This is a genomic window from Mycobacterium bohemicum DSM 44277 (assembly GCF_001053185.1).
Taxonomy (GTDB): Bacteria; Actinomycetota; Actinomycetes; order Mycobacteriales; family Mycobacteriaceae; genus Mycobacterium; species Mycobacterium bohemicum.
Map to the genome: position 1 here is coordinate 116,134 of NZ_CSTD01000004.1, position 19,629 is coordinate 135,762.

Annotated in this window: 17 protein-coding genes and 2 pseudogenes; 7 read left to right on the forward strand and 12 right to left on the reverse strand. The window is 70.1% G+C overall.

Annotated features, from left to right (window positions below):
- Positions 1-166: 166 nt before the first annotated feature.
- The gene (locus BN971_RS17740) at positions 167-1,222 is read right to left on the reverse strand and encodes a zinc-binding metallopeptidase family protein (RefSeq protein WP_085180005.1); all 1,056 of its coding nucleotides are present in this window, start codon (positions 1,220-1,222) and stop codon (positions 167-169) included.
- Positions 1,215-2,168, reverse strand: coding sequence for a transglutaminase family protein (locus BN971_RS17745; RefSeq protein WP_085179879.1), 954 nt, complete (start codon positions 2,166-2,168; stop codon positions 1,215-1,217). The genes BN971_RS17740 and BN971_RS17745 overlap by 8 nt, the downstream gene beginning before the upstream one ends.
- A 30-nt stretch (positions 2,169-2,198) precedes the next feature.
- On the opposite strand from BN971_RS17745, the gene BN971_RS17750 reads away from it, so the two are divergent.
- Positions 2,199-2,588, forward strand: a complete 390-nt coding sequence (locus BN971_RS17750; RefSeq protein WP_085179878.1) for an MmcQ/YjbR family DNA-binding protein — start codon at positions 2,199-2,201, stop codon at positions 2,586-2,588.
- Positions 2,589-2,592: 4 nt separating this feature from the next.
- On the opposite strand, the gene BN971_RS17755 is transcribed toward BN971_RS17750, so the two are convergent.
- The 3 genes from BN971_RS17755 to aspS are packed head-to-tail and all read right to left on the reverse strand — an operon-like array spanning position 2,593 to position 5,864.
- On the reverse strand, positions 2,593-3,639 hold the full coding sequence (locus BN971_RS17755) for an FUSC family protein (RefSeq protein WP_085179877.1): 1,047 nt from the start codon (positions 3,637-3,639) through the stop codon (positions 2,593-2,595).
- A 3-nt stretch (positions 3,640-3,642) separates the two neighbouring features.
- Complete coding sequence (locus BN971_RS17760) at positions 3,643-4,086, reverse strand: nitroreductase family deazaflavin-dependent oxidoreductase (RefSeq protein ID WP_085179876.1); 444 nt, start codon at positions 4,084-4,086, stop codon at positions 3,643-3,645.
- Positions 4,083-5,864: an aspartate--tRNA ligase gene (gene aspS / locus BN971_RS17765; protein WP_090350405.1), complete on the reverse strand. Its 1,782-nt coding sequence runs from the start codon at positions 5,862-5,864 to the stop codon at positions 4,083-4,085. Before aspS ends, BN971_RS17760 begins: the two co-directional genes overlap by 4 nt.
- Positions 5,865-5,921: 57 nt before the next feature.
- Between aspS and BN971_RS17770 the strand changes: the two genes are divergently transcribed.
- Positions 5,922-6,821: an oxidoreductase gene (locus BN971_RS17770; RefSeq protein WP_085180004.1), complete on the forward strand. Its 900-nt coding sequence runs from the start codon at positions 5,922-5,924 to the stop codon at positions 6,819-6,821.
- A 9-nt stretch (positions 6,822-6,830) separates the two neighbouring features.
- A complete protein-coding gene (gene ypfJ / locus BN971_RS17775; protein WP_085179874.1) occupies positions 6,831-7,709 on the forward strand; it encodes a KPN_02809 family neutral zinc metallopeptidase in 879 nt (292 codons plus the stop codon).
- 3 nt (positions 7,710-7,712) lie between these two features.
- Here the strand turns inward: ypfJ and BN971_RS17780 are convergent, their stop codons facing one another.
- Positions 7,713-8,156, reverse strand: a complete 444-nt coding sequence (locus BN971_RS17780; protein ID WP_085179873.1) for a hypothetical protein — start codon at positions 8,154-8,156, stop codon at positions 7,713-7,715.
- A gap of 77 nt (positions 8,157-8,233) precedes the next feature.
- Here BN971_RS17780 and BN971_RS17785 point away from each other — a divergent pair, with 77 nt between their 5' ends.
- Positions 8,234-9,571: a metallophosphoesterase gene (locus tag BN971_RS17785; protein ID WP_090350407.1), complete on the forward strand. Its 1,338-nt coding sequence runs from the start codon at positions 8,234-8,236 to the stop codon at positions 9,569-9,571.
- A 1-nt stretch (position 9,572) separates the two neighbouring features.
- Here the strand turns inward: BN971_RS17785 and BN971_RS17790 are convergent, their stop codons facing one another.
- From BN971_RS17790 to BN971_RS26320, 3 genes and pseudogenes are all read right to left on the reverse strand, one after another.
- Positions 9,573-10,604, reverse strand: coding sequence for an Rv2578c family radical SAM protein (locus BN971_RS17790; RefSeq protein WP_085179871.1), 1,032 nt, complete (start codon positions 10,602-10,604; stop codon positions 9,573-9,575).
- 367 nt (positions 10,605-10,971) lie between these two features.
- On the reverse strand, positions 10,972-11,364 hold the full coding sequence (locus BN971_RS26480; RefSeq protein WP_139027131.1) for a hypothetical protein: 393 nt from the start codon (positions 11,362-11,364) through the stop codon (positions 10,972-10,974).
- Positions 11,365-11,573: 209 nt separating this feature from the next.
- Positions 11,574-12,359: pseudogene (locus BN971_RS26320) on the reverse strand (PE family protein); the annotation flags it as partial.
- Positions 12,360-12,737: 378 nt separating this feature from the next.
- Here BN971_RS26320 and BN971_RS17800 point away from each other — a divergent pair.
- Positions 12,738-12,935, forward strand: a complete 198-nt coding sequence (locus BN971_RS17800; RefSeq protein WP_249262748.1) for a hypothetical protein — start codon at positions 12,738-12,740, stop codon at positions 12,933-12,935.
- A gap of 36 nt (positions 12,936-12,971) precedes the next feature.
- On the opposite strand, the gene hisS is transcribed toward BN971_RS17800, so the two are convergent.
- Together hisS and BN971_RS17810 are read right to left on the reverse strand one after the other, a co-directional pair.
- On the reverse strand, positions 12,972-14,243 hold the full coding sequence (hisS, locus tag BN971_RS17805) for a histidine--tRNA ligase (protein WP_085179870.1): 1,272 nt from the start codon (positions 14,241-14,243) through the stop codon (positions 12,972-12,974).
- A complete protein-coding gene (locus BN971_RS17810) occupies positions 14,240-14,902 on the reverse strand; it encodes an MBL fold metallo-hydrolase (RefSeq protein WP_085179869.1) in 663 nt (220 codons plus the stop codon). Before BN971_RS17810 ends, hisS begins: the two co-directional genes overlap by 4 nt.
- Positions 14,903-15,014: 112 nt before the next feature.
- On the opposite strand from BN971_RS17810, the gene BN971_RS17815 reads away from it, so the two are divergent.
- Both BN971_RS17815 and BN971_RS17820 read left to right on the forward strand, forming a co-directional pair.
- The gene (locus tag BN971_RS17815; RefSeq protein WP_085179868.1) at positions 15,015-15,920 is read left to right on the forward strand and encodes a peptidylprolyl isomerase; all 906 of its coding nucleotides are present in this window, start codon (positions 15,015-15,017) and stop codon (positions 15,918-15,920) included.
- A 113-nt stretch (positions 15,921-16,033) separates the two neighbouring features.
- Positions 16,034-17,139, forward strand: a pseudogene (locus tag BN971_RS17820) (protein kinase domain-containing protein).
- A gap of 12 nt (positions 17,140-17,151) precedes the next feature.
- On the opposite strand, the gene BN971_RS17825 reads toward BN971_RS17820, so the two are convergent.
- Entirely contained in the window at positions 17,152-19,581 is a 2,430-nt protein-coding gene (locus BN971_RS17825; protein ID WP_085181351.1) for a RelA/SpoT family protein, read from the reverse strand.
- Positions 19,582-19,629 lie beyond the last annotated feature (48 nt).

Consider the following 19,629-nt stretch of genomic DNA (forward strand, 5'->3'; position numbering starts at 1 on the left):
GCCACAGCAGTCCCTGGCGGAGGTGACACCCGATGTGCCCGCCTTCGAGCGACAACGGGCCCGGGCGCCGTGTCAGCACGGGCAATTGTCGCGCTGAGGCGGGCACAAAGAGTGGTCGGTCCGGCGGCGAGGCGCAAGGGGCGGATGTGACTCGCCGGTCCCGGCCCTAACCCGCGACGGCGGCCGGCCCCCGCGCCTGCGAGGTCACCTCGTCGATCACGGTGTGGATGAACTGCATCTTCTCCAGCACCGCGGTCGGCAGCACGAACGGGTACAGGTCGTCGTGGCCCATCGACCGGTTGACCATGTTCAGCGACCACGACAACGGCAGCCAGGTGTCGATGATCGTCTGAAAGGCGCTGGGCCCCAACAGCGGCCGGTCGAAGGTCGCCGTCGCCGGCGCGAGCCCGCACCAGGCGCAGGTGTCCAGGGTGTCACGGATGTGCAGGTAATGCGCAAACGTCTCGGCCCAATCCTCCGCGGCGTGCATGGTGGCGTAGGAGGACACGTAGTTCTCCTGCCAGCCCTCGGGCGCGCCCTCGTTGTAGTGCCGGTCCAGCGCCTCCTGGTAGTCGGCGTCGGGATCGCCGAACAGCTCGTTGAACCGGGCCAGGTACTCACTCGACGGCGCGACGAGCCGGTAGAAGTAGTAGTGCCCGACCTCGTGCCGGAAGTGCCCGAGCAGCGTCCGGTACGGCTCCTCCATCTCCACCCGCAGCTGTTCGCGGTGGACGTCGTCGCCCTCCGCCAAATCCAGTGTGATGACCCCGTTTTCGTGCCCGGTGAACACCTTCTCGTGCGCACTGGAGAGCAGCCGGAAGCCCAGCCCGTACTCCGGGTCCTCGTCGCGCCCGACGATCGGCAGCCTCAGGTCGTGCAGCTCGGCGATCAGCCGCCGCTTGGCGGCCTCGGCCCGGGCGAATGCTGCCAGTCCCTCGGTGTCGGTGTCGTTGGGCCGTTCCAGCGTCAGGGCGCACGACACGCACAGCGCCCCGCGATCGTTCTTGGGCACCAGCCAATTACATTCGGCCACATAGAGATTCGCGCACAATTGGTACTCGTCGGCGTCGACGGCGCCGGCGTGCTCGCCCTGCTCGCCCCGGGCGATCACCAGCAGGGCGCTCTGTTCCGGGGAGAACCCGAGCGCGCTTCCGCACGACAGGCACGCCGAGTTCTCGAACGTCAGTCGCTGGCCACAGTTGGGGCAGTGGAAGTCACGCATGGAGCTCATCGCCCTCGAAGGGCACGACGTCCACCGCGACGTCGATCACGCTGTCCTTCGAATTGGTGTAGATGATGCCGCGCAGCGGCGGGACGTCGGCATAGTCCCGCCCGCGCCCGACGATGATGTAGCGCTGGTCCACCAGCTGGTCGTTGGTGGGGTCCAGGCCCAGCCACTCGAACTGGCCGGGCTCCTGCGGTGTCCACACCGCCGCCCAGGCGTGGGTGGCGTCGATTCCGATCATGCGATCCTTTCCCGGGGGCGGGTCGGTGGCCAGGTAGCCGGACACGTAGCTGGCCGCCAACCCGTTGGCGCGCAGGCAGGCGATCGCCAGCCTGGCAAAGTCTTGACATACCCCCTCGCGGGCCGCCAGAACCTCGCTGACCCCGGTGGAAATCGTCGTGGACCCGGATCGGTAGGTGAAGTCGCGGAAAATCCGGGAGGCGAGGTCACGCATCACGTCAACGAGCGGGCGTTCCGGCGCGAAGCTGGGCGCGGCGTAGTCGCGCACCTCGTCGGTGATCTCCGGCGGATCGAGGTCCAGGGTGAACTCGGTGGCCAGCGCGCCCCGGCGGCCGGCCGGGCGGGACGCCTCCCACGGCTGCACCGCCGGCCCGCTGCTGTACCGCTCGGGGGGCGGCGGATACACGTCGACGATCGAGTCGCTGGTGACGGTCAGCGCGCGGTGCGGCTCGGTGACGTGGAAGTAGGAGCTGATGTTGCCGTAGACGTCCTGACTGGTGGAGCTGTCGGCGGGGGCCGGGTCGATGGTCAGCCGGTGCGCGATGCAGCGCTGGCGCAGGGAGTCGCGCGGGGTGAGGAAGCCGCGGCCGTAGGAACTGGTGACCACGTCGGAGTAGCGGTACTCGGTGCGGTGGGTCACTCGATGGCGACGGGGCGGCGCATCTGAGGGCACGCGACCTATTTCTACTACTACCGGCCTCATTCGGCACTGTTGCGGCGCACAATTCAGAACGTGGCCACGTGGGGCGACGTCGCCCGCATCGTGGGTGAGCTGGCGCTCACCTCGGAGCCGTCACCGCATGACTGGCGGGTCGGCAAGAAGCTGCTGGCCTGGGAACGGCCCCTGCGCCCGTCGGACCGGGAGGCGCTGCGGCGCGCCGGCTTCGAACCGCCCGGGGGCGACATCCTGGGGGTCCGGGTGTCCGACGAGGGCGTGAAGTTCGCGCTGATCGCCGACGAGCCCTCGATCTTCTTCACCACGCCACACTTCGACGGCTACCCGGCGGTGCTGGTCCGGCTGGCCGAGGTGTCGGTCCCCGCGCTCGAGGAGCTCATCACCGAGGCGTGGCTGACGCAGGCGCCCAAGAAGCTGGTCCAGGAGTTCCTGGGCGACTCGATGTGACCGGTCAAACCTGACGCAGGTCGATCACCCGCTGCACGTCGTCGACGCAGGCAGAGACGACGTCGGCCAGCACCACCTCGGCCTTCTCGCTGGCCTTCGCCTGCAATTCGGAAGCGCAGTGGCGCGCCGCGGCGGTGTATGCCGACGCCCCGGCGGGGTCCGTTTCGGCCAGGGCGGCGGCCGCCGCCAGCTCGACCAGCACGGTGTGCACGGGTGGCGGCGCGGGACCCGCGACGGCGCGGGCCAGCTGCACCACCGAGCCGGCCAGCAGCGCCACGTACACCGCCTGGCGATCCGCGGCCTGAACGACGTCGCGCAGACCCCACCGCCGCGGCGAGATCCGCACCACCTGGCGGGCCGTGGTGCGGGCCTCGATCAGCCCGCCGAGCTGTGCGTGGACCCGGTCCACGACCGACAGCGGCCAGTCGGGCGCGACCGCGCTGCGGCCGGCGGCGACATCGGCGGTGCGCGACAGGACGTCGTACAGGACCCCGAGCACCCCGACGCGCGCCCTGCGCAGCACCTTCAGCGGGTCGGCCGGGAACAGCAGCACGGCGAATACGATCGCCAGCAGGCCGCCGATCAGGGCGTCGACGACGCGTTCGAGGCCTACGCCGCTGCGGTAGAGCGCGATCACCAGGATCGACGACACGACCGTCTGGTTGGCGAACATCATGCCCTGGCCGATGAAGCCCGTCCCGATGACCACCGCGACGCACAGCGCTAACAGCGCGGCCACGGCGATGGAGACCGCTCCCGGGCCGAGCACCCGCTCGACCAGCGTGCCCAGCCCGATGCCCAGGGTCACCCCGATCATCATCTGGACGGCGCGTTGCGCGCGTAGGACGTTGGTGATCGACAGGCACACCGCCGCAGCGATCGGCGCGAAGAACGGCTGTGGGTGCCCGAGCAGGTCGTGGGTGAGGTACCACGCCAGGCCCGCCGCGGTCGCGGTCTGCAGCAGGTTGAACGAGCGGCCGCGAAGTCGCTTGTAGCCCGCGCGTGCGGCGGCGGACACCGAAGACGGCACCGCCGGCCGCGCCGCGCTCATGCGTTAGGCCGGCCGCAGCTCGAAGAGCGGGATCACCCGGCTCGTCTTCGACTGGTACTCCGCGAAGCCGGGTGCGGCGGCCGCGACCTTGGCGAACAGCTCGTCCCGTTCGGCGCGCGGCAGCTCGTGGGCGGTCACGTCGAACTCCTGCACGCCCGATCCGGCGCCGATCTCCACGTGCGCGCCGGGGTGGGCCCGCAGGTTGTGCACCCAGGCCGGGCTGACCGGGGCGCCGGCGAAGGAGCCGATGATGATCAGCCTGCCGTCGATGCGGAAGTAGGCCAGCGGCGATACCCGCGGCCGGCCGGACTTCGCGCCGGTCGTGTGCAGCAGCAACAGGTTGGCGCCCGCGAACTGGCCGCCGACCTTGCCGCCGTTGGCCCGGAACTCGTCGATGATGCTGGTGTTGAAGGCGTTGATGGTCTGGGCGTCCGGGGTTTCGGTCATGCCCCGTCAACCGCCTTGGGCCTGGCGTCTATTCCGGACTCCTTGCGCTGCTGGGCGGTGATCGGCGCGGGCGCGTTGGTCAGCGGGTCGACGCCGCCGCCGGTCTTGGGGAACGCGATCACCTCGCGGATGGAGTCGACGCCGGACAGCAGCGCGTTGATGCGGTCCCAGCCGAACGCGATCCCGCCGTGCGGCGGCGCACCAAAGGTGAACGCCTCCAACAGAAATCCGAACTTCTCCTCGGCCTCGGCCTTGTCCAGGCCCATCACCGCGAACACCCGTTCCTGGATGTCACGGCGGTGGATGCGGATCGAGCCGCCGCCGATCTCGTTGCCGTTGCAGACGATGTCGTAGGCGTCGGCCAGCACGGCGCCGGGGTCGGTGCCGACCACGTCCGCATACTGCGGCTTGGGCGCGGTGAAGGCGTGGTGCACCGCGGTCCAGGCGCCCGCGCCGACGGCCACGTCGCCGGCGGCCGTGGCCTCCTCCGCGGGTTCGAACAGCGGCGGGTCCACCACCCAGACGAACGCCCAGGCTTCCGCGTCGATCAGGCCCAGCCGGTGGGCGATCTCGCCGCGAGCCGCCCCCAGCAGCGCCCGCGACGACTTCGGCGGGCCCGCCGAGAAGAAGATGCAGTCACCGGGGTCGGCGCCGACGTGCGCTGCCAGGCCGTCGCGTTCGGCGTCGGAGAGGTTCTTGGCCACCGGGCCGCCCAGCGTGCCGTCCTCGGCGACCAGCACGTAGGCCAGGCCGCGGTGCCCGCGCTGCTTGGCCCATTCCTGCCAGCCGTCCAGCGTGCGCCGCGGCTGCGACGCCCCGCCGGGCATGACCACCGCGCCGACATAGGGCGCCTGGAAGACGCGGAAGGTGGTGTCTTTGAAGAACTCCGTGCACTCGACCAGCTCCAGGCCGAACCGCATGTCGGGTTTGTCGGAGCCGAACCGGCGCATCGCGTCGGCGTAGCTGATCCGCGGGATCGGCGTCGGCAGCTCATAGCCGATCAGCGCCCACAGCGCGGTGAGGATCTCCTCCGAGATCGCGATGATGTCCTCGGCGTCGACGAAGCTCATCTCCATGTCGAGCTGGGTGAACTCGGGTTGCCGGTCGGCGCGGAAATCCTCGTCGCGGTAGCAGCGGGCGATCTGGTAGTAGCGCTCCATCCCGCCGACCATCAGCAGCTGCTTGAACAGTTGCGGGCTCTGCGGCAGGGCGTAGAAACACCCGGGGTGCAGCCGGGCCGGCACCAGGAAGTCGCGCGCGCCCTCCGGGGTGGAGCGGGTGATCGTCGGCGTCTCGACCTCGACGAAGTCGTGCCGGGCCAGCACGTCGCGCGCCGCGGCGTTCACCTTGGAGCGCAAGCGCATTGCGGCGGCCGGGACGTCGCGGCGCAGGTCCAGGTAGCGGTATTTCAGGCGAAGCTCCTCGCCGGCGGGCTCGTCCAGCTGGAACGGCAGGGGCGCGCTCTCGCCGAGCACGGTCAGCGACGTCGCGTTGACCTCGATGTCGCCGGTGGCGATCTCCGGGTTGGCGTTGCCCTCCGGGCGGATCTCCACCATTCCGGTGACCGCGACGCAGAACTCGGCGCGCAACCGGTGCGCCTGGGCCAGCACGTCCGCCGCGCGGAACACGACCTGGGCGATCCCCGAGGCGTCGCGCAGGTCGATGAAGATGACGCCGCCGTGGTCGCGGCGGCGGGCCACCCAACCGGCCAAGGTCACCTGCTGGCCGGCGTCGCTGTCCCGCAGCGAACCAGCGCCGTGGCTGCGCAGCACAAACACTCCCCTTACGGCCGGTTGGAACGAGAGCCCAGTTTAGAGGCAGGTAGTTTCGGTCCTATCGCCACCAACCCCCCACCCAGGTTTGCGCTCGTCGGGCCCGGCGCCGTCGGCGCCACGATCGCCGGCCTGCTGCACCGGGCCGGGCATCCGGTGCTGGTGTGCGGCCGCACCCCCCGACAGAGCATCGAATTGCGGCCCGACGGCGGTCACCCGATCGTGGTGCCCGGCCCGGTGCTCACCGATCCCGGTGCCGTGACCGGCCCGGTCGACGTCGTGGTGCTGGCGGTCAAGGCCACCCAGAACGACGACGCCGCCCGCTGGCTGGCCCGCCTGTGCGACGCGAACACCATCGTCGCGGTGCTGCAGAACGGGGTCGAGCAGGTCGAGCAGGTGCAGCCGCACTGCCCCTCGTCGGCCGTGATCCCCGGCATCGTGTGGTACTCGGCCGAGACCCAGCCCGAGGGATGGGTGCGGCTGCGCACCGAGCCGGCGCTGGTGCTCCCGACCGGTCCCGCGGCCGAGGCGGTGGCCGAGCTGCTGCGCGGCGCCGGCTGCCGGGTCGACTGCGACCCCGACATGCTCACCGCCGCCTGGCGCAAGCTGCTCACCAACGCGCTGGCGGGCTTCATGGCGCTGTCCGGCCGGCGCTCGGGGATGTTCCGCCGCGACGACGTGGCCGCGCTGTCCCGCCGCTACGTCGCCGAGTGCCTGGCCGTCGCGCGGGCCGAGGGCGCCCGGCTGGGCGACGACGTGGTCGACGAGTTGGTCGGCCTGTTTCGCGCCGCCCCGGAAGACATGGGGACGTCGATCCTGGCCGACCGCGAACAGCACCGACCGATGGAGTGGGACATCCGCAACGGGGTGATCGCCCGCAAGGCCCGCGCCCACGGGCTGGCGACACCGATCAGCGACGTCGTGGTCCCGCTATTGGCGGCGGCCAGCGATGGTCCCGGATAGATTAGTCCGATGTTCAACGACGGCATGCAGATCGACACGAGCGCGGTGTCGTCGTCCGGCGGCCGCGGAATGCGGATGGCCCTCGGCGGCGGCATCGGCGGTCTGCTGATCCTCTTCCTGGCGCTGTTCCTCGGTGTCGACCCCGGCGGGGTCATCAGCCAGCAGCCGATGGACACCAGCGGCGACGTGGCCCCGGGCTTCGACCTGAGCCAGTGCAAGACCGGCGCCGACGCCAACAGGTTCGTCCAATGCCGGGTGGTGGCCACCGGCAACTCGGTGGACGCGGTGTGGCATCAGCTGATGCCCCGGACCTACACCCGCCCGCACATGCGGCTGTTCACCGGCTCGGTGGACACCGGCTGCGGACCCGCCACGACCGCGGTCGGGCCGTTCTACTGCCCGGTGGACCAGACCGCGTACTTCGACACCGACTTCTTCCAGGAACTGGTCGACAAATTCGGTTCCAGCGGCGGGCCGTTCGCCCAGGAGTACGTGGTCGCCCACGAATACGGCCATCACGTGCAGCAGCTGCAGGGCTTGTTGGGCCGTTCCCAGCAGGGCGCGCAGGGCGCCGGCGGCAACGGGGTGCGCACCGAGCTGCAGGCCGATTGCTACGCCGGCATCTGGGCGCACTACGCGTCGACCGTCAAGCAGGAGAGCACCGGCGTGCCCTACCTGGAACCGTTGAGCGACAAGGACATTGCCGACGCGCTGTCGGCGGCGGCGTCGGTGGGCGACGATCGCATCCAGAAGGCCTCGACCGGGCGGGTCAATCCCGAGTCGTGGACGCACGGTTCGTCCGAGCAACGGCAGCACTGGTTCACCGTCGGGTACCAGACCGGCGACCCGAACAAGTGCAATACCTTCGCCGCCACCAACCTGGACTAGCGCTTACCAGCGCCGCGTCGAACAGGTCACCCCGGTCGTGGCGCTCTGGGTCACCACCACCTGGCCGTCGACGGCGATCTGGCACTGGATCTGCGGCACGTTCGACGAGTCGCAGTCCGGCCAATGGCAGCCGCCGCTGGCGGTGACGATGGCCCACTGGTTGGGGTCCGCGAGCGTGGTGGTGTACACCAGCGGCTGCCCGGCGGCGAACGTCGCCGGCACGCTGCTCATGAACTGCGACGAGTTCGCATCGTAGGCCGCCTGGCTGGGCGGATCGGTGTTCATGTACCGGACGTTTCCGGTCAGATTGCCGGTGGCGGTGACGGTGTAGGTCACCTGGTGGCCGGCCGGGTCGGCGAACGCGGTCGCGGGTGTCGCGGCCATCCCCAGGGCTGCTGCAAACGTCACTGACGCGACGGCGCTGATCACTTTTCGCACGTTCGTCATATCGCAAACGCTACCGGATTCGTTATCGACGGTTGGCCGTTCACCGGCCGGTCGACCGTGTCCGGTAAGAAGCAGGCATGAGCGACGATCCCGGTGCGGGCATCAGCCGCCGCAGGTTGCTGACGACGGGCGCAGCCTCGGCCGCTCTCGGGTCGGGCATCGGCGGCGGGGCCGCGGTGCTGTGGTCGCACGGCGCGCACGCCCGGCTCACGGGTCTGATGCCGGACACCGACTACGTCTACGCCGCCATGCACGACGGCGCCGAACCGGAGACGGGAACCGTGCGTACGGCGCCGTCGGGACGAAAGCCGTTGCGATTCACCAGCTTCGGGGACCAGTCCACACCCACACTGGAGCCGCTGCCCGGCGGCGGGTACGGCACCGACAACATCGGCTCGCCCGCGGCCGCGGACACCACGACGGCGATCGAACGCCTCGCGCCGCTGTTCAACCTGGTCAACGGGGACCTGTGCTACGCCAACCTCGCCCAGGACCGGGTGCGCACCTGGTCGGACTGGTTCGCCAACAACACGCGTTCGGCGCGGCACCGCCCGTGGATGCCGGCGGCGGGCAATCACGAGAACGAACTGGGCAACGGCCCGGTCGGCTACGGCGCGTATCAGACGTATTTCGCGGTGCCGGATTCGGGCGCCGGTGCGCAATTGCGCGGTCTGTGGTACTCGTTCACCGCCGGGTCGGTGCGGGTGATCAGCCTCAACAACGACGACGTCGCCTTCCAGGACGGCGGCAACTTCTACGTGCACGGCTACTCCGGTGGTGAGCAGAAGCGTTGGCTGGCGCGCGAATTGGATGCCGCCCGGCGTGATCCCGGGATCGACTGGGTGGTCGTCTGCATGCACCAGACCGCGATCTCCACCGCGGACCGGGCCAACGGCGCCGACCTCGGGATCCGCGAGGAGTGGCTGCCGCTGTTCGACCGGTACGAGGTGGACCTGGTGGTGTGCGGCCACGAGCACCACTACGAACGCTCGCATCCGCTGCGCGGGACGCTGGGCACCGACACGCGGACGCCGATCCCGGTGGACACCCGCGGGGATCTGATCGACGCCACCCGGGGAACGGTGCACCTCGTGATCGGCGGCGGGGGAACGTCGGCGCCCAGCAACGGGTTCTTCTTCCCCGAGCCCCGCTGCCGGGTGCTGACCGGCGTCGGCGCCTTCGACCCCTCGATCGGGCGCAAGGCGCCCATCTATGTGATGGAGGACGCGCCCTGGTCGGCCTTTCGCGACCGGGAAAACCCTTACGGCTTCGCGGCTTTCGACGTCGACCCCGGGCCGCCGGGAGGCAACACCTCGATCAGGGCGACGCACTACGCGCTGCGCGGGCCGTCGGGCGCCGTGGCGGTGATCGACGAGTTCACGCTCACCAAGCCGCGCGGCGACAACCCGCGGTGACTCAAAACAGCGTCGGCGCAACGGGTTCCGCTGTGGCGGCCGGCTGGCGAAACGGCTGCGGAAACCGGCGGTGATCACCGGTCAGCCCGTGTTTGGCGATCAGCGGCGCGGCGCGTTCGCGCAACATGTCACGGTAGCCGGGCGGCAGGTACGCGCCGCGGCGGTAGAGCTCGCGGTAGCGGCCGACCACCTCGGGATGGGCGCCGGCCAGCCAGGACATGAACCAGCCGCGGGTCGGGCCGCGCAGGTGCAGGCCGAAGACCGTGACTCCGGTTGCGCCGGCGGCCTTTATCTGCCCCAGCAGCCGGTCGAGCTGTTCGGCGGAGTCGGTGAGGTGCGGCAGCACCGGCGCCACCATCACGTGGCAGTCCAGCCCGGCGTCGCGGATCGCGGTGACCAGCGCCAGCCGCGCCTGCGGGGTGGGCGTGCCGGGTTCGACGTCCCTATGCAGTTCGGGGTCGCCGATCGCGAGCGACACCGCGACCGAGAGCGGAACCTGTTGCGCCGCATCGGCGATCAGCGGCAGGTCGCGCCGCAGCAGGGTGCCTTTGGTCAGGATCGACAGCGGCGAACCGGACTCGGCGAGCGCCCTGATGATGCCCGGCATCAGCGCGTAGCGGCCCTCGGCCCGCTGGTAGGGATCGGTATTGGTACCCAGCGCGACGGTTTCGCGCCGCCACGACGGCCGCCGCAACTCGCGGCGCAGCACCTCCGCGACGTTGGTCTTGACGACCACCTGGGTGTCGAAGTCGTTGCCGCAGTCGAAGTCCAGGTACTCGTGGGTGGGCCGGGCAAAGCAATAGCGGCAGGCGTGCGAGCAGCCCCGGTAGCCGTTGACCGTGTACCGGAACGGCAGCGCCGCCGCGTTGGGCACCTTGTTGAGCGCCGACTTGCACAGCACCTCATGGAAGGTGATCCCCTCGAACTGCGGGTGGCGCACGCTGCGGACCAGGCCGATGCGCTGCAGGCCCGGTAGCGCTTCGTCCTCGACTGGCTCGCCGTTGACGGCGACGGCCTGGTTCGCCCAGCGCATGTTCCTATTCGAACGCTAGTTCGATAGGATTGTCAAGTGTCCCCGCCGTCAGAAGGGCAGTGGCTCGCCGTCGCCGACGGCGTGGTCGGCGCCCGAACTCCATGCCGTCGAAGCACTTTGGGCCTGGCGCGCGGTGCGGGCTTGGCGGTTGTGTCGGCGTTCGGTGGCGACCCGTTCTGCGCGCTGTTGGGTGCGGGTGCGCCGGCTAGAGCGACGGCGCGACGTACCGGGCGACCGCTTGTGCCACCTGGGCGGGGTGCATCAGGCCGGAAGCGTCCATGTTGATCGTTGGGCCGGGGGCCTTCGCTGCAGGGCGCGGCGGTTGTCGGCGGCGCGGGCGTGGTCATGTAGGCAGCCAAACGGGACACTAGCCGCCTTGGCCGCCGTTTCCGCCGGCGGCGCTGCCCGCGAAATCGGTGGCGGCGCCGCCGCCACCACCACCGCCACCCTGGCCTTGGCTACCGCCGCCATGGCCAGCAGTGGGTGTACCCCCGGAAGCACTGGTGAGGCCGGGCTGGCCGACGCTGTCGGGGGCGCCGCCCTCACCGCCGACACCGGTTCCGGCGCCGGTTATGCTGGCACTGCCGCCGTTACCGCCGCTGCCGGCAGTGCCCACGGTGAGACCCCCGCCGCCGCCGCCGCCACCACCGGCGGCTACGGCGCCGCCGGCGGCTTCGTCGACCTCACCGCCGACACTGTGGAGGCCACCACCGGTGCCGGCGCCGTTGCCGCCGTCGCCGCCGTTCTGTATTCCGGTCACGCTGCCGTTGTTGACGGCGCCGCCCCCACCGCCAGCACCGCCGGGGCCACCAGCGATGCCGGCGGCGCCGCCACCACCACCGCGGTCGGGCCGTTGCCGCCAGTGGCACCGGTGCCGGTGAAGCCCGCGCCGCCCTGACCACCGGCACCGCCGTTGCCGCCGCCACCGCCGTTGCCGTTGGCGCCCGCATGGCCACCCAACAATGCCGCCAATCCCTCGGCATGGCCGCCGGCCCCGCCGTTGCCGCCGTTGCCGCCCTGGGCACCGCCGGTGCCGTTGACAAAACCGGCCGTGCCGGGACCGCCAGCCCCGCCCTGCCCGCCGGCCCCACCGATGCCACCGACCCCGCCGTTGCCCAACAACAGCCCCCCGTTGCCGCCGACCCCACCGACGCCGCCGTTGCCACCGCCGACGCCGTTGGTGCTGGTGGCCGCGTTGCCTGTGGCGCCGGTGGTACCAACACCACCAGCACCGCCCTGGCCGCCGTTACCGAACAGGAACGCGCTGCCGCCGGCACCGCCGGCCTGCCCAGGCGCTCCGGACCCGCCGTTGCCGCCGTTGCCGTAAATCCACCCGCCGTCGCCGCCGGCCTGCCCGCTGCCGGCGGTCCCGTTGGCGCCGTCACCGACCAGCGGGCGCCCGGTGAGGTCCTTCACCGGGGAGAACACCGTCAGGCTCTGGGCGTCTTGCACCACGGTCTGCAATGGCGAGGCGCTCGCGGCTTCGGTGGCCGTGTAGGCGCTCTCGGCACCACCGAGCGCCTGCACGAATTGGGTGTGGAACGCCGCCGCCTGGGCGCTGAGCGCCTGAAAGGCCTGCCCGCGGCCGGAAAACAACGACGCGATCGCCGCCGACACCTCATCCTCGGCGGCAGCCACCACCGCGGTAGTCGGAAGCGCCGCGGCCGCGTTGGCCGCGCTCAGCCCCGAGCCGATGCCGGCCAAATCCGCCGCCGCTGAATTCAGGAACTCTGGGAGCGCCACCAGATATGACATCACTGCCCCCCGGGCAGGTCATCGACGCATAGCTGCATCAGATCAAGATTGGAGTAGTGCGGATTATACGCCGAGCGCGGCGACTGCACCATCGTCTGAATAGCGCTGTCAAGGAAGGCCCTAAAAGATTGGTGGCTGGTTTGCGTTCGGCGACGTGCGCGGCGTTGAGGGCGCGTTCGGCGTCGATGCGGTGGGCGCGGTCTTGGGCGCGGGCGCGGCGGCGGGTCGGCATCATCAGGCCGCGGTGTGATTGCGGCGGCGGGGACGTTGTTGCGGGCGAGTGCATTTCGCGCGTAGACAGGCACAGGGCGGGGAACAGCAGCTGGCTGCCGGGGTGGGTGGACCACCCCGTTTCACCGCGCGGTCGACCACCCGAGCATGATCGTGGACCGCATCGTGGCGCTCAAACGGACCTACTCACTGATCAATCCCGCCGCCACCCAACGCCAAATCCAGGCGTTGACCATCCAGCTCTTCACTCTGGCCACCAGCAAAGCCGCAGACGGCGCCCCCGCTCCCCTCACCAAGCGCGCACGCTCACGTGAGGCAACGACGCCCCCTACGCGCGCATCTTGACGTGAGGCACGCCGGGTACGACACGTCCCCGACCCCTCAGCCGCGCAACCGGGAAAGTGCCTCCGCCACCACCGAGTCCGTCGGCACCGACACCTGTTCGCCGCTTGCGAGGTCCTTCACGCCGACCGTCCCGGCGTCGAGATCCCGATCGCCGACCACCAGGGCGAGACGGGCACCGGAACGATCCGCGGCGCGCATCGCGCCCTTGAGCCCGCGATCGCCATAGGCCATGTCGAAACGGACACCGGAACCGCGCAGCCGCGCCCCGAGCACCGCCAGCTGCAGCTTGGCCGGCTCGGAGAGCGGCACCCCGAACACGTCGCAGCGCGTGGTCTCCCCGACACTCTTGCCCTCGGCGCGCAGCGCCAGCAGGGTGCGGTCCACCCCGAGCCCAAATCCGATGCCGGACAGGTCTTGTCCCCCGAGTTCGTGCATCAGGCCGTCGTAGCGACCGCCGCCCCCGATGCCCGATTGCGCGCCCAGGCCGTCGTGCACGAACTCGAAGGTGGTCTTGGTGTAGTAATCCAGCCCGCGCACCATCCGAGGATTGATGACGTAGGGAACGCCCAGCGCGTCGAGATGAGCCAGCACGGTGTCGAAATGCTGTTTGGCGGCGTCCGACAGGTGGTCCAGCAGCACCGGCGCCTCGGCGGTCATCGCGCGCACCGCCGGGCGCTTGTCGTCGAGCACCCGCAGCGGGTTGATCTCGGCGCGTCTGCGGGTCTCCTCATCCAGGTCGAGCCCGAACAGGAAGTCCTGCAACAGTTCCCGGTACTGCGGCCGGCAGGTCTCGTCGCCCAGCGAGGTGATCTCCAACCGGAAACCCTCGAGCCCCAACGAGCGGAAGCCGGCGTCGGCGACGGCTATCACCTCGGCGTCCAGTGCCGGGTCGTCGACGCCGATCGCCTCAACGCCGACCTGCTGCAACTGGCGGTAGCGGCCCGCCTGGGGCCGCTCGTAGCGGAAAAACGGCCCGGCGTAACAGAGTTTGACCGGCAGCGCGCCGCGGTCCAGGCCGTGCTCGATCACCGCGCGCACCACCCCGGCGGTCCCCTCGGGGCGCAGCGTCACCGAGCGGTCGCCGCGGTCGGCGAACGTGTACATCTCCTTGGACACGACGTCGGTGGATTCGCCGACGCCGCGGGCGAACAGCGCGGTGTCTTCGAAGATCGGCAGCTCGATGTCGCCGTAACCGGCGCGCCGGGCGGCCTCGAGCAAGCCGGAGCGCACGGCCACGAACTCCGCGGAGTCGGGCGGGACGTAGTCGGGCACCCCCTTGGGGGCCGAAAACGACGAGAACTCCGTCACGGGCCCAGGCCTTCGAGGAACGGGTTGAACCGCCGCTCGGCGCCGATGGTGGTGGCGTTGCCGTGCCCCGGCAGGACCACGGTGTCGTCGTCGAGGACCAGGAGCTTGTCGATGATCGAGGTCAGCAGGTCGCGGCCGCTGCCGCCGTGCAGGTCCGTGCGCCCGATCGAGCGCTCGAACAGGGTGTCGCCGGTGAACACCAGGTCTTGGTCACCGGACACCCGGAACACCACCGACCCGCGGGTGTGGCCCGGCGTGTGGTCAACGTTGACGCTCACACTGCCCAGGTCGAGCTTGTCGCCGTCGCGGTCCAGCTCGACCACCTGCCGGGGCTCCCGGAAGAAGGCACCCGCGACCAGCTGAGCCACCCGGGGCCCCAGCCCGTAGATCGGGTCTTTGAGCATGAACCGGTCCTCGGGGTGGATGTAGGTCGGGCAGCCGTAGGTGTCGGACACCTTCTGCGCCGACCACATGTGGTCGACATGCCCATGGGTCAGCAGCACCGCCGCCGGGGTCAGCCGGTTCTCGTCGAGGATGCGGCGCAGCTGGCCCATCACGCGCTGCCCCGGATCGACGATGACGGCGTCCGTTCCGGGCCGCTCGGCCAGCACGTAGCAATTGCACTGCAACATGCCGGCGGGAAATCCGGTGATCAACACGGTTCCCAGTTTCCCATCTCCGGCGGGCCCGCTTGACACGGGTCGCGGCGCCCGCACTAGCCTGGCTGGCGAACTTGGGCCCTACTGACCAAAACATGGAGGCATACCGGCCGTGCCGACCAACGAACAGCGACGCGCCAACGCCAAGCGCAAACTCGAACGCCAGATGGAGCGCCGCGCCAAACAGGCACGGATGCGCAGGATCATGGTGATCGCGGGCGGCTCGGCCCTGGCGGTGGCCGTGATCGTCGTGGCCGCGATCGCGATCTTCAGCAGCAAGCACGAGCACAAGAACAGCACCGCCGCCTCCTCGACGGCGAGCACGCCCAGCAGCGCCCCCGCGTCCACCTCCGAGACGCCTCCGCCGCCCGGGCAGGTTCCGCCGTTGCCGCCGTTCAAGCCGTCGGCCGACCTCGGGGCCAATTGCCAATACCCCGAGACTCCGCAGGAGTCGGCCGCCAAGCCGGTCAAGCCGCCGCGAACCGGGAAGATTCCCACCGACCCCGCACAGGTGAGCGCCAGCATGACGACCAGCCAGGGCAACATCGGCCTGATGCTGGCCAACAACGAATCCCCCTGCACGGTAAACAGTTTCGCGAGCCTGATCGGCCAGAAGTACTTCGACAACACCAAATGCCACCGGCTGACGACGTCGCCGTCGCTGGGCGTGTTGCAGTGCGGAGACCCCAAGGGCGACGGCACGGGCGGCCCCGGCTACCAGTTCGCCAACGAGTACCCCACCGACCAGTACCCGCCGAACGATCCCAAGGCGCAGGAGCCGGTCCTCTATCCGCGCGGCACGCTGGCAATGGCCAACGCCGGGCCGGGCACCAACGGCAGCCAATTCTTCATGGTCTACAAGGACTCCCAATTGCCGCCTCAGTACACCGTGTTCGGCACCATCCAGCCCGACGGGCTGGCCACGCTGGACAAGATCGCCAAGGCCGGCGTCGCCGGTGGCGGCGAGGATGGGGCGCCGGCCATCGACGTCACCATCAAGTCGCTGCTGCTCGACTGACCGGGGCCCAAATCGCGCGGCTCGCGCCGCCGACCCCTTATGGTCGTTGGGTGGGGTTCGATCCGGAGTCGTTCGGTCATTACCAAATACTCGGGTTGCTGGGGCGCGGCGGCATGGGGCGGGTGTACCGCGCCTACGACCCCAAGACGGACCGAGTGGTGGCGCTCAAAGTACTCCCGCCACATTTGGCCGAGGATAACGATTTTCAGCATCGATTCCGCCGGGAAGCGCGCGTGGCCGCCGGCCTCAACGACCCGCACATCGTCCCGATCCACGGCTACGGCGAGATCGATGGCCGGCTGTACGTCGACATGCGGTTGATCGAGGGCCGCGATCTCGGCCAGTACATCACCGAACGCGGGGGCCGGCTGGACCCGCAGCGCGCCGTCGCGGTGATCGAACAGGTTGCCGCCGCACTGGATAGCGCCCACCGGGTCGGCTTGGTCCACCGCGACATCAAACCCAAGAACATCCTGGTGACCACCCCGCGGGACTTCGTCTACCTGATCGACTTCGGCCTGGCCCGCTCGATGACCGACACCGCGCTCACGCAGACGGGGGCCACGATGGGCACCGTCGCCTACCTGGCGCCCGAGCGCTTCAGGGGCACAACGGATCACCGCGCCGACGTCTATTCGCTGGCCTGCGTGCTGTACGAGTGCCTGGCCGGGAAACGGCCCTTCACCGGCGACAGCCTGGAAGAGCAGCTCAACGCGCACCTGAACACGCCGCCGCCGCAACCGTCGGCGAGCGCACCGGACATTCCCCCGGCCTTCGACGCGGTGGTCGCCCGGGGGATGGCCAAAGACGTCGACCAGCGCTACCAGTCGGCCGTGGAGCTGGCCGAGGCCGCCAGAGCTGCGCTGGCGGGCACCGGCGCGGCGGCCCGGATACCGAGGGCAGCGGGGGCCCCGGGTACCAGTTCGCCGACGAGTACCCGACCGACCAGTACAAGCCGGACGACCCCGCGCTGAAGGCGACCGTGCTGTACCCGCGCGGGACGGTCGCCATGGCCACCTCCGGACCCAACACCAACGAGAGCCAGTTCTTCCTGGTCTACCGCGACTCTGAAATCAACCCGGAGTCAACGGTTTTCGGTGCCGTCGACGAGGCGGGCCTGGACACCCTCGACAAGATCGCCAAGGTCGGCGTGGCAGGTAACCGGGAGAGCGGCATGCCCGCCTCCACCGTGACGATCAAGTCGGTGCAGGTCGGCTAGAGCGGGCCGGCTCTACGCCGCGGACGTGACCCGGTAGACGTCGTAGACGCCCTCGACGTTGCGCACGACGTTGAGCAGGTGGCCGAGGTGCTTGGGGTCGCCCATCTCGAAGGTGAACCGGCTGATCGCCACGCGGTCACCGGAGGTGGTGACCGACGCCGACAGGATGTTGACCTTCTCGTCGGCCAGCACGCGCGTGACGTCCGAGAGCAACCGGTGCCGGTCGAGCGCCTCGACCTGGATGGCGACCAGGAACACCGACGACGGCGACGGCGCCCACAGCACGTCGATGATGCGCTCCGACTGTTGCTGCAGCGACGCCGCATTGGTGCAGTCCGTGCGGTGCACGCTGACCCCACCGCCGCGGGTGACGAACCCCATGATCTGGTCGCCCGGAACCGGCGTGCAGCACTTGGCGAGCTTGGTCAGCACCCCGGGCGCGCCGGGCACCGAGACGCCGACGTCGTCGCTGCTGCGCGGCCGCCGCAGCATGGTCGTCGGCGTCGAGCGCTCGGCCAGTTCCTCCTCGGCCTGGTCGATCCCGCCGAGCTCGGCCAGCAGCCGCTGCACGGCGTGCTTGGCCGACACGTGCCCCTCACCGATCGCGGTATAGAGCGCGGACACGTCGGCGTAGTGCAGCTCGCGCGCGACCGCCGCCATGGATTCGGCATTCATCAAGCGCTGCAACGGAAGTCCACCGCGACGGACCTCGCGGGCCATCGCCTCCTTGCCGGCCTCCAGCGCCTCCTCCCGGCGCTCCTTGGCGAACCATTGCCGGATCTTCGCCTTGGCGCGCGGTGAGACGACGAACTGCTGCCAGTCCCGCGACGGGCCGGCGTTGAGCGCCTTGGAGGTGAAGACCTCGACGACTTCGCCGTTTTCCAGCTTGCGCTCCAGCGCCACCAGCCGGCCGTTGACCCGGGCGCCGATGCAGCGGTGGCCGACCTCGGTGTGCACCGCGTAGGCGAAGTCCACCGGAGTCGAGCCGGCCGGCAGCGTGATGACGTCGCCCTTGGGTGTGAAGACGAAGATCTCTTGCACCGCAAGGTCGTAACGCAGCGACTCCAGGAATTCCCCGGGGTCGGCGGCCTCCCGCTGCCAGTCGAGCAGTTGGCGCATCCAGGCCATGTCGTCGATCTCGGCGGTGGCGTGCGGGTGCGGAACGCCGTTGCGGCCCTTGGCTTCCTTGTAGCGCCAGTGCGCGGCGATGCCGTACTCGGCGGTGCGGTGCATGTCACGGGTGCGAATCTGGATTTCCAGCGGCTTGCCCTCCGGCCCCACCACCGTGGTGTGCAGCGATTGGTAGACGCCGTAGCGGGGCTGGGCGATGTAGTCCTTGAACCGGCCCGCCATCGGCTGCCACAGGGAGTGCACGACGCCGACGGCGGCGTAGCAGTCGCGGATCTCGTCGCACAGGATGCGGATGCCGACCAAGTCGTGGATGTCGTCGAAGTCGCGGCCCTTGACGATCATCTTCTGATAGATCGACCAGTAGTGCTTGGGCCGGCCCTCGACGGTCGCCTTGATCTTGGACGCGTTCAGCGTGTTGACGATCTCGGTGCGGACCTTGGCCAGGTAGGTGTCCCGCGACGGCGCCCGGCCGGCCACCAGCCGGACGATCTCGTCGTACTTCTTGGGGTGCAGGATCGCGAACGACAGGTCTTCGAGCTCCCATTTGACGCTCGCCATCCCGAGCCGATGCGCAAGGGGCGCAATGACTTCCAGCGTCTCCCGGGATTTGCGGGCCTGCTTCTCGGGCGGCAGGAAGCGCATGGTGCGCATGTTGTGCAGCCGGTCGGCGACCTTGATCACCAGCACGCGGGGATCGCGCGCCATGGCGGTGATCATCTTGCGGATGGTCTCGCCCTCGGCGGCGGTGCCCAGCACCACGCGGTCCAGCTTGGTGACGCCGTCGACCAGGTGCGCCACCTCCTCGCCGAAGTCCTCCGACAGCTGCTCGATGGTGTACCCGGTGTCCTCGACGGTGTCGTGCAGCAGGGCGGCCACCAGCGTGGTGGTGTCCATGCCCAACTCGGCCAGGATGTTCGCCACGGCCAGCGGGTGGGTGATGTACGGGTCGCCGGAGTGGCGCAACTGGCTGGCGTGCCGCTGGTCGGCGACCTCGAACGCGCGCTGCAGGAGCTGAACGTTCGCCTTGGGGTAGATCTCCTTGTGCACCGCCACCAGCGGTTCGAGCACCGGGTTGAGCGTGCTGCGCTGAGCGGTCATCCGCCGGGCCAGGCGGGCGCGCACCCGGCGCGAGGCGCTGGTGGAGGACTTCAGCGTTTCGGCCGGCGGCTCCGGCGCCTCCGGCGCCTCCTGTGGCTCCGGGACGTCGGGGGCCTGGGTGACCGTTTCCAGGGCCGCCCCCGGCACCGCGCCGGCGGCGGGCGACTCCGCGGGCACGTCGAGTGCCTGCGTTGCGCCCTGCTCCTCAGCCACGTCGGTCACCTCCCGTCTCCACTGCAGGATATCGCGCGGCCGGGCGGA

Excerpts from the sequence above, each read along its gene's own strand:
- BN971_RS17740 (WP_085180005.1), bottom strand. The coding sequence starts at position 1,222 with ATGCGTGACTTCCACTGCCCCAACTGTGGCCAGCGACTGACGTTCGAG.
- BN971_RS17745 (WP_085179879.1), bottom strand. The coding sequence starts at position 2,168 with ATGAGGCCGGTAGTAGTAGAAATAGGTCGCGTGCCCTCAGATGCGCCG.
- BN971_RS17755 (WP_085179877.1), bottom strand. The coding sequence starts at position 3,639 with ATGAGCGCGGCGCGGCCGGCGGTGCCGTCTTCGGTGTCCGCCGCCGCA.
- BN971_RS17760 (WP_085179876.1), bottom strand. The coding sequence starts at position 4,086 with ATGACCGAAACCCCGGACGCCCAGACCATCAACGCCTTCAACACCAGC.
- ypfJ (WP_085179874.1), top strand. The coding sequence starts at position 6,831 with ATGTTCAACGACGGCATGCAGATCGACACGAGCGCGGTGTCGTCGTCC.
- BN971_RS17780 (WP_085179873.1), bottom strand. The coding sequence starts at position 8,156 with ATGACGAACGTGCGAAAAGTGATCAGCGCCGTCGCGTCAGTGACGTTT.
- BN971_RS17785 (WP_090350407.1), top strand. The coding sequence starts at position 8,234 with ATGAGCGACGATCCCGGTGCGGGCATCAGCCGCCGCAGGTTGCTGACG.
- BN971_RS17790 (WP_085179871.1), bottom strand. The coding sequence starts at position 10,604 with ATGCGCTGGGCGAACCAGGCCGTCGCCGTCAACGGCGAGCCAGTCGAG.
- BN971_RS17800 (WP_249262748.1), top strand. The coding sequence starts at position 12,738 with ATGATCGTGGACCGCATCGTGGCGCTCAAACGGACCTACTCACTGATC.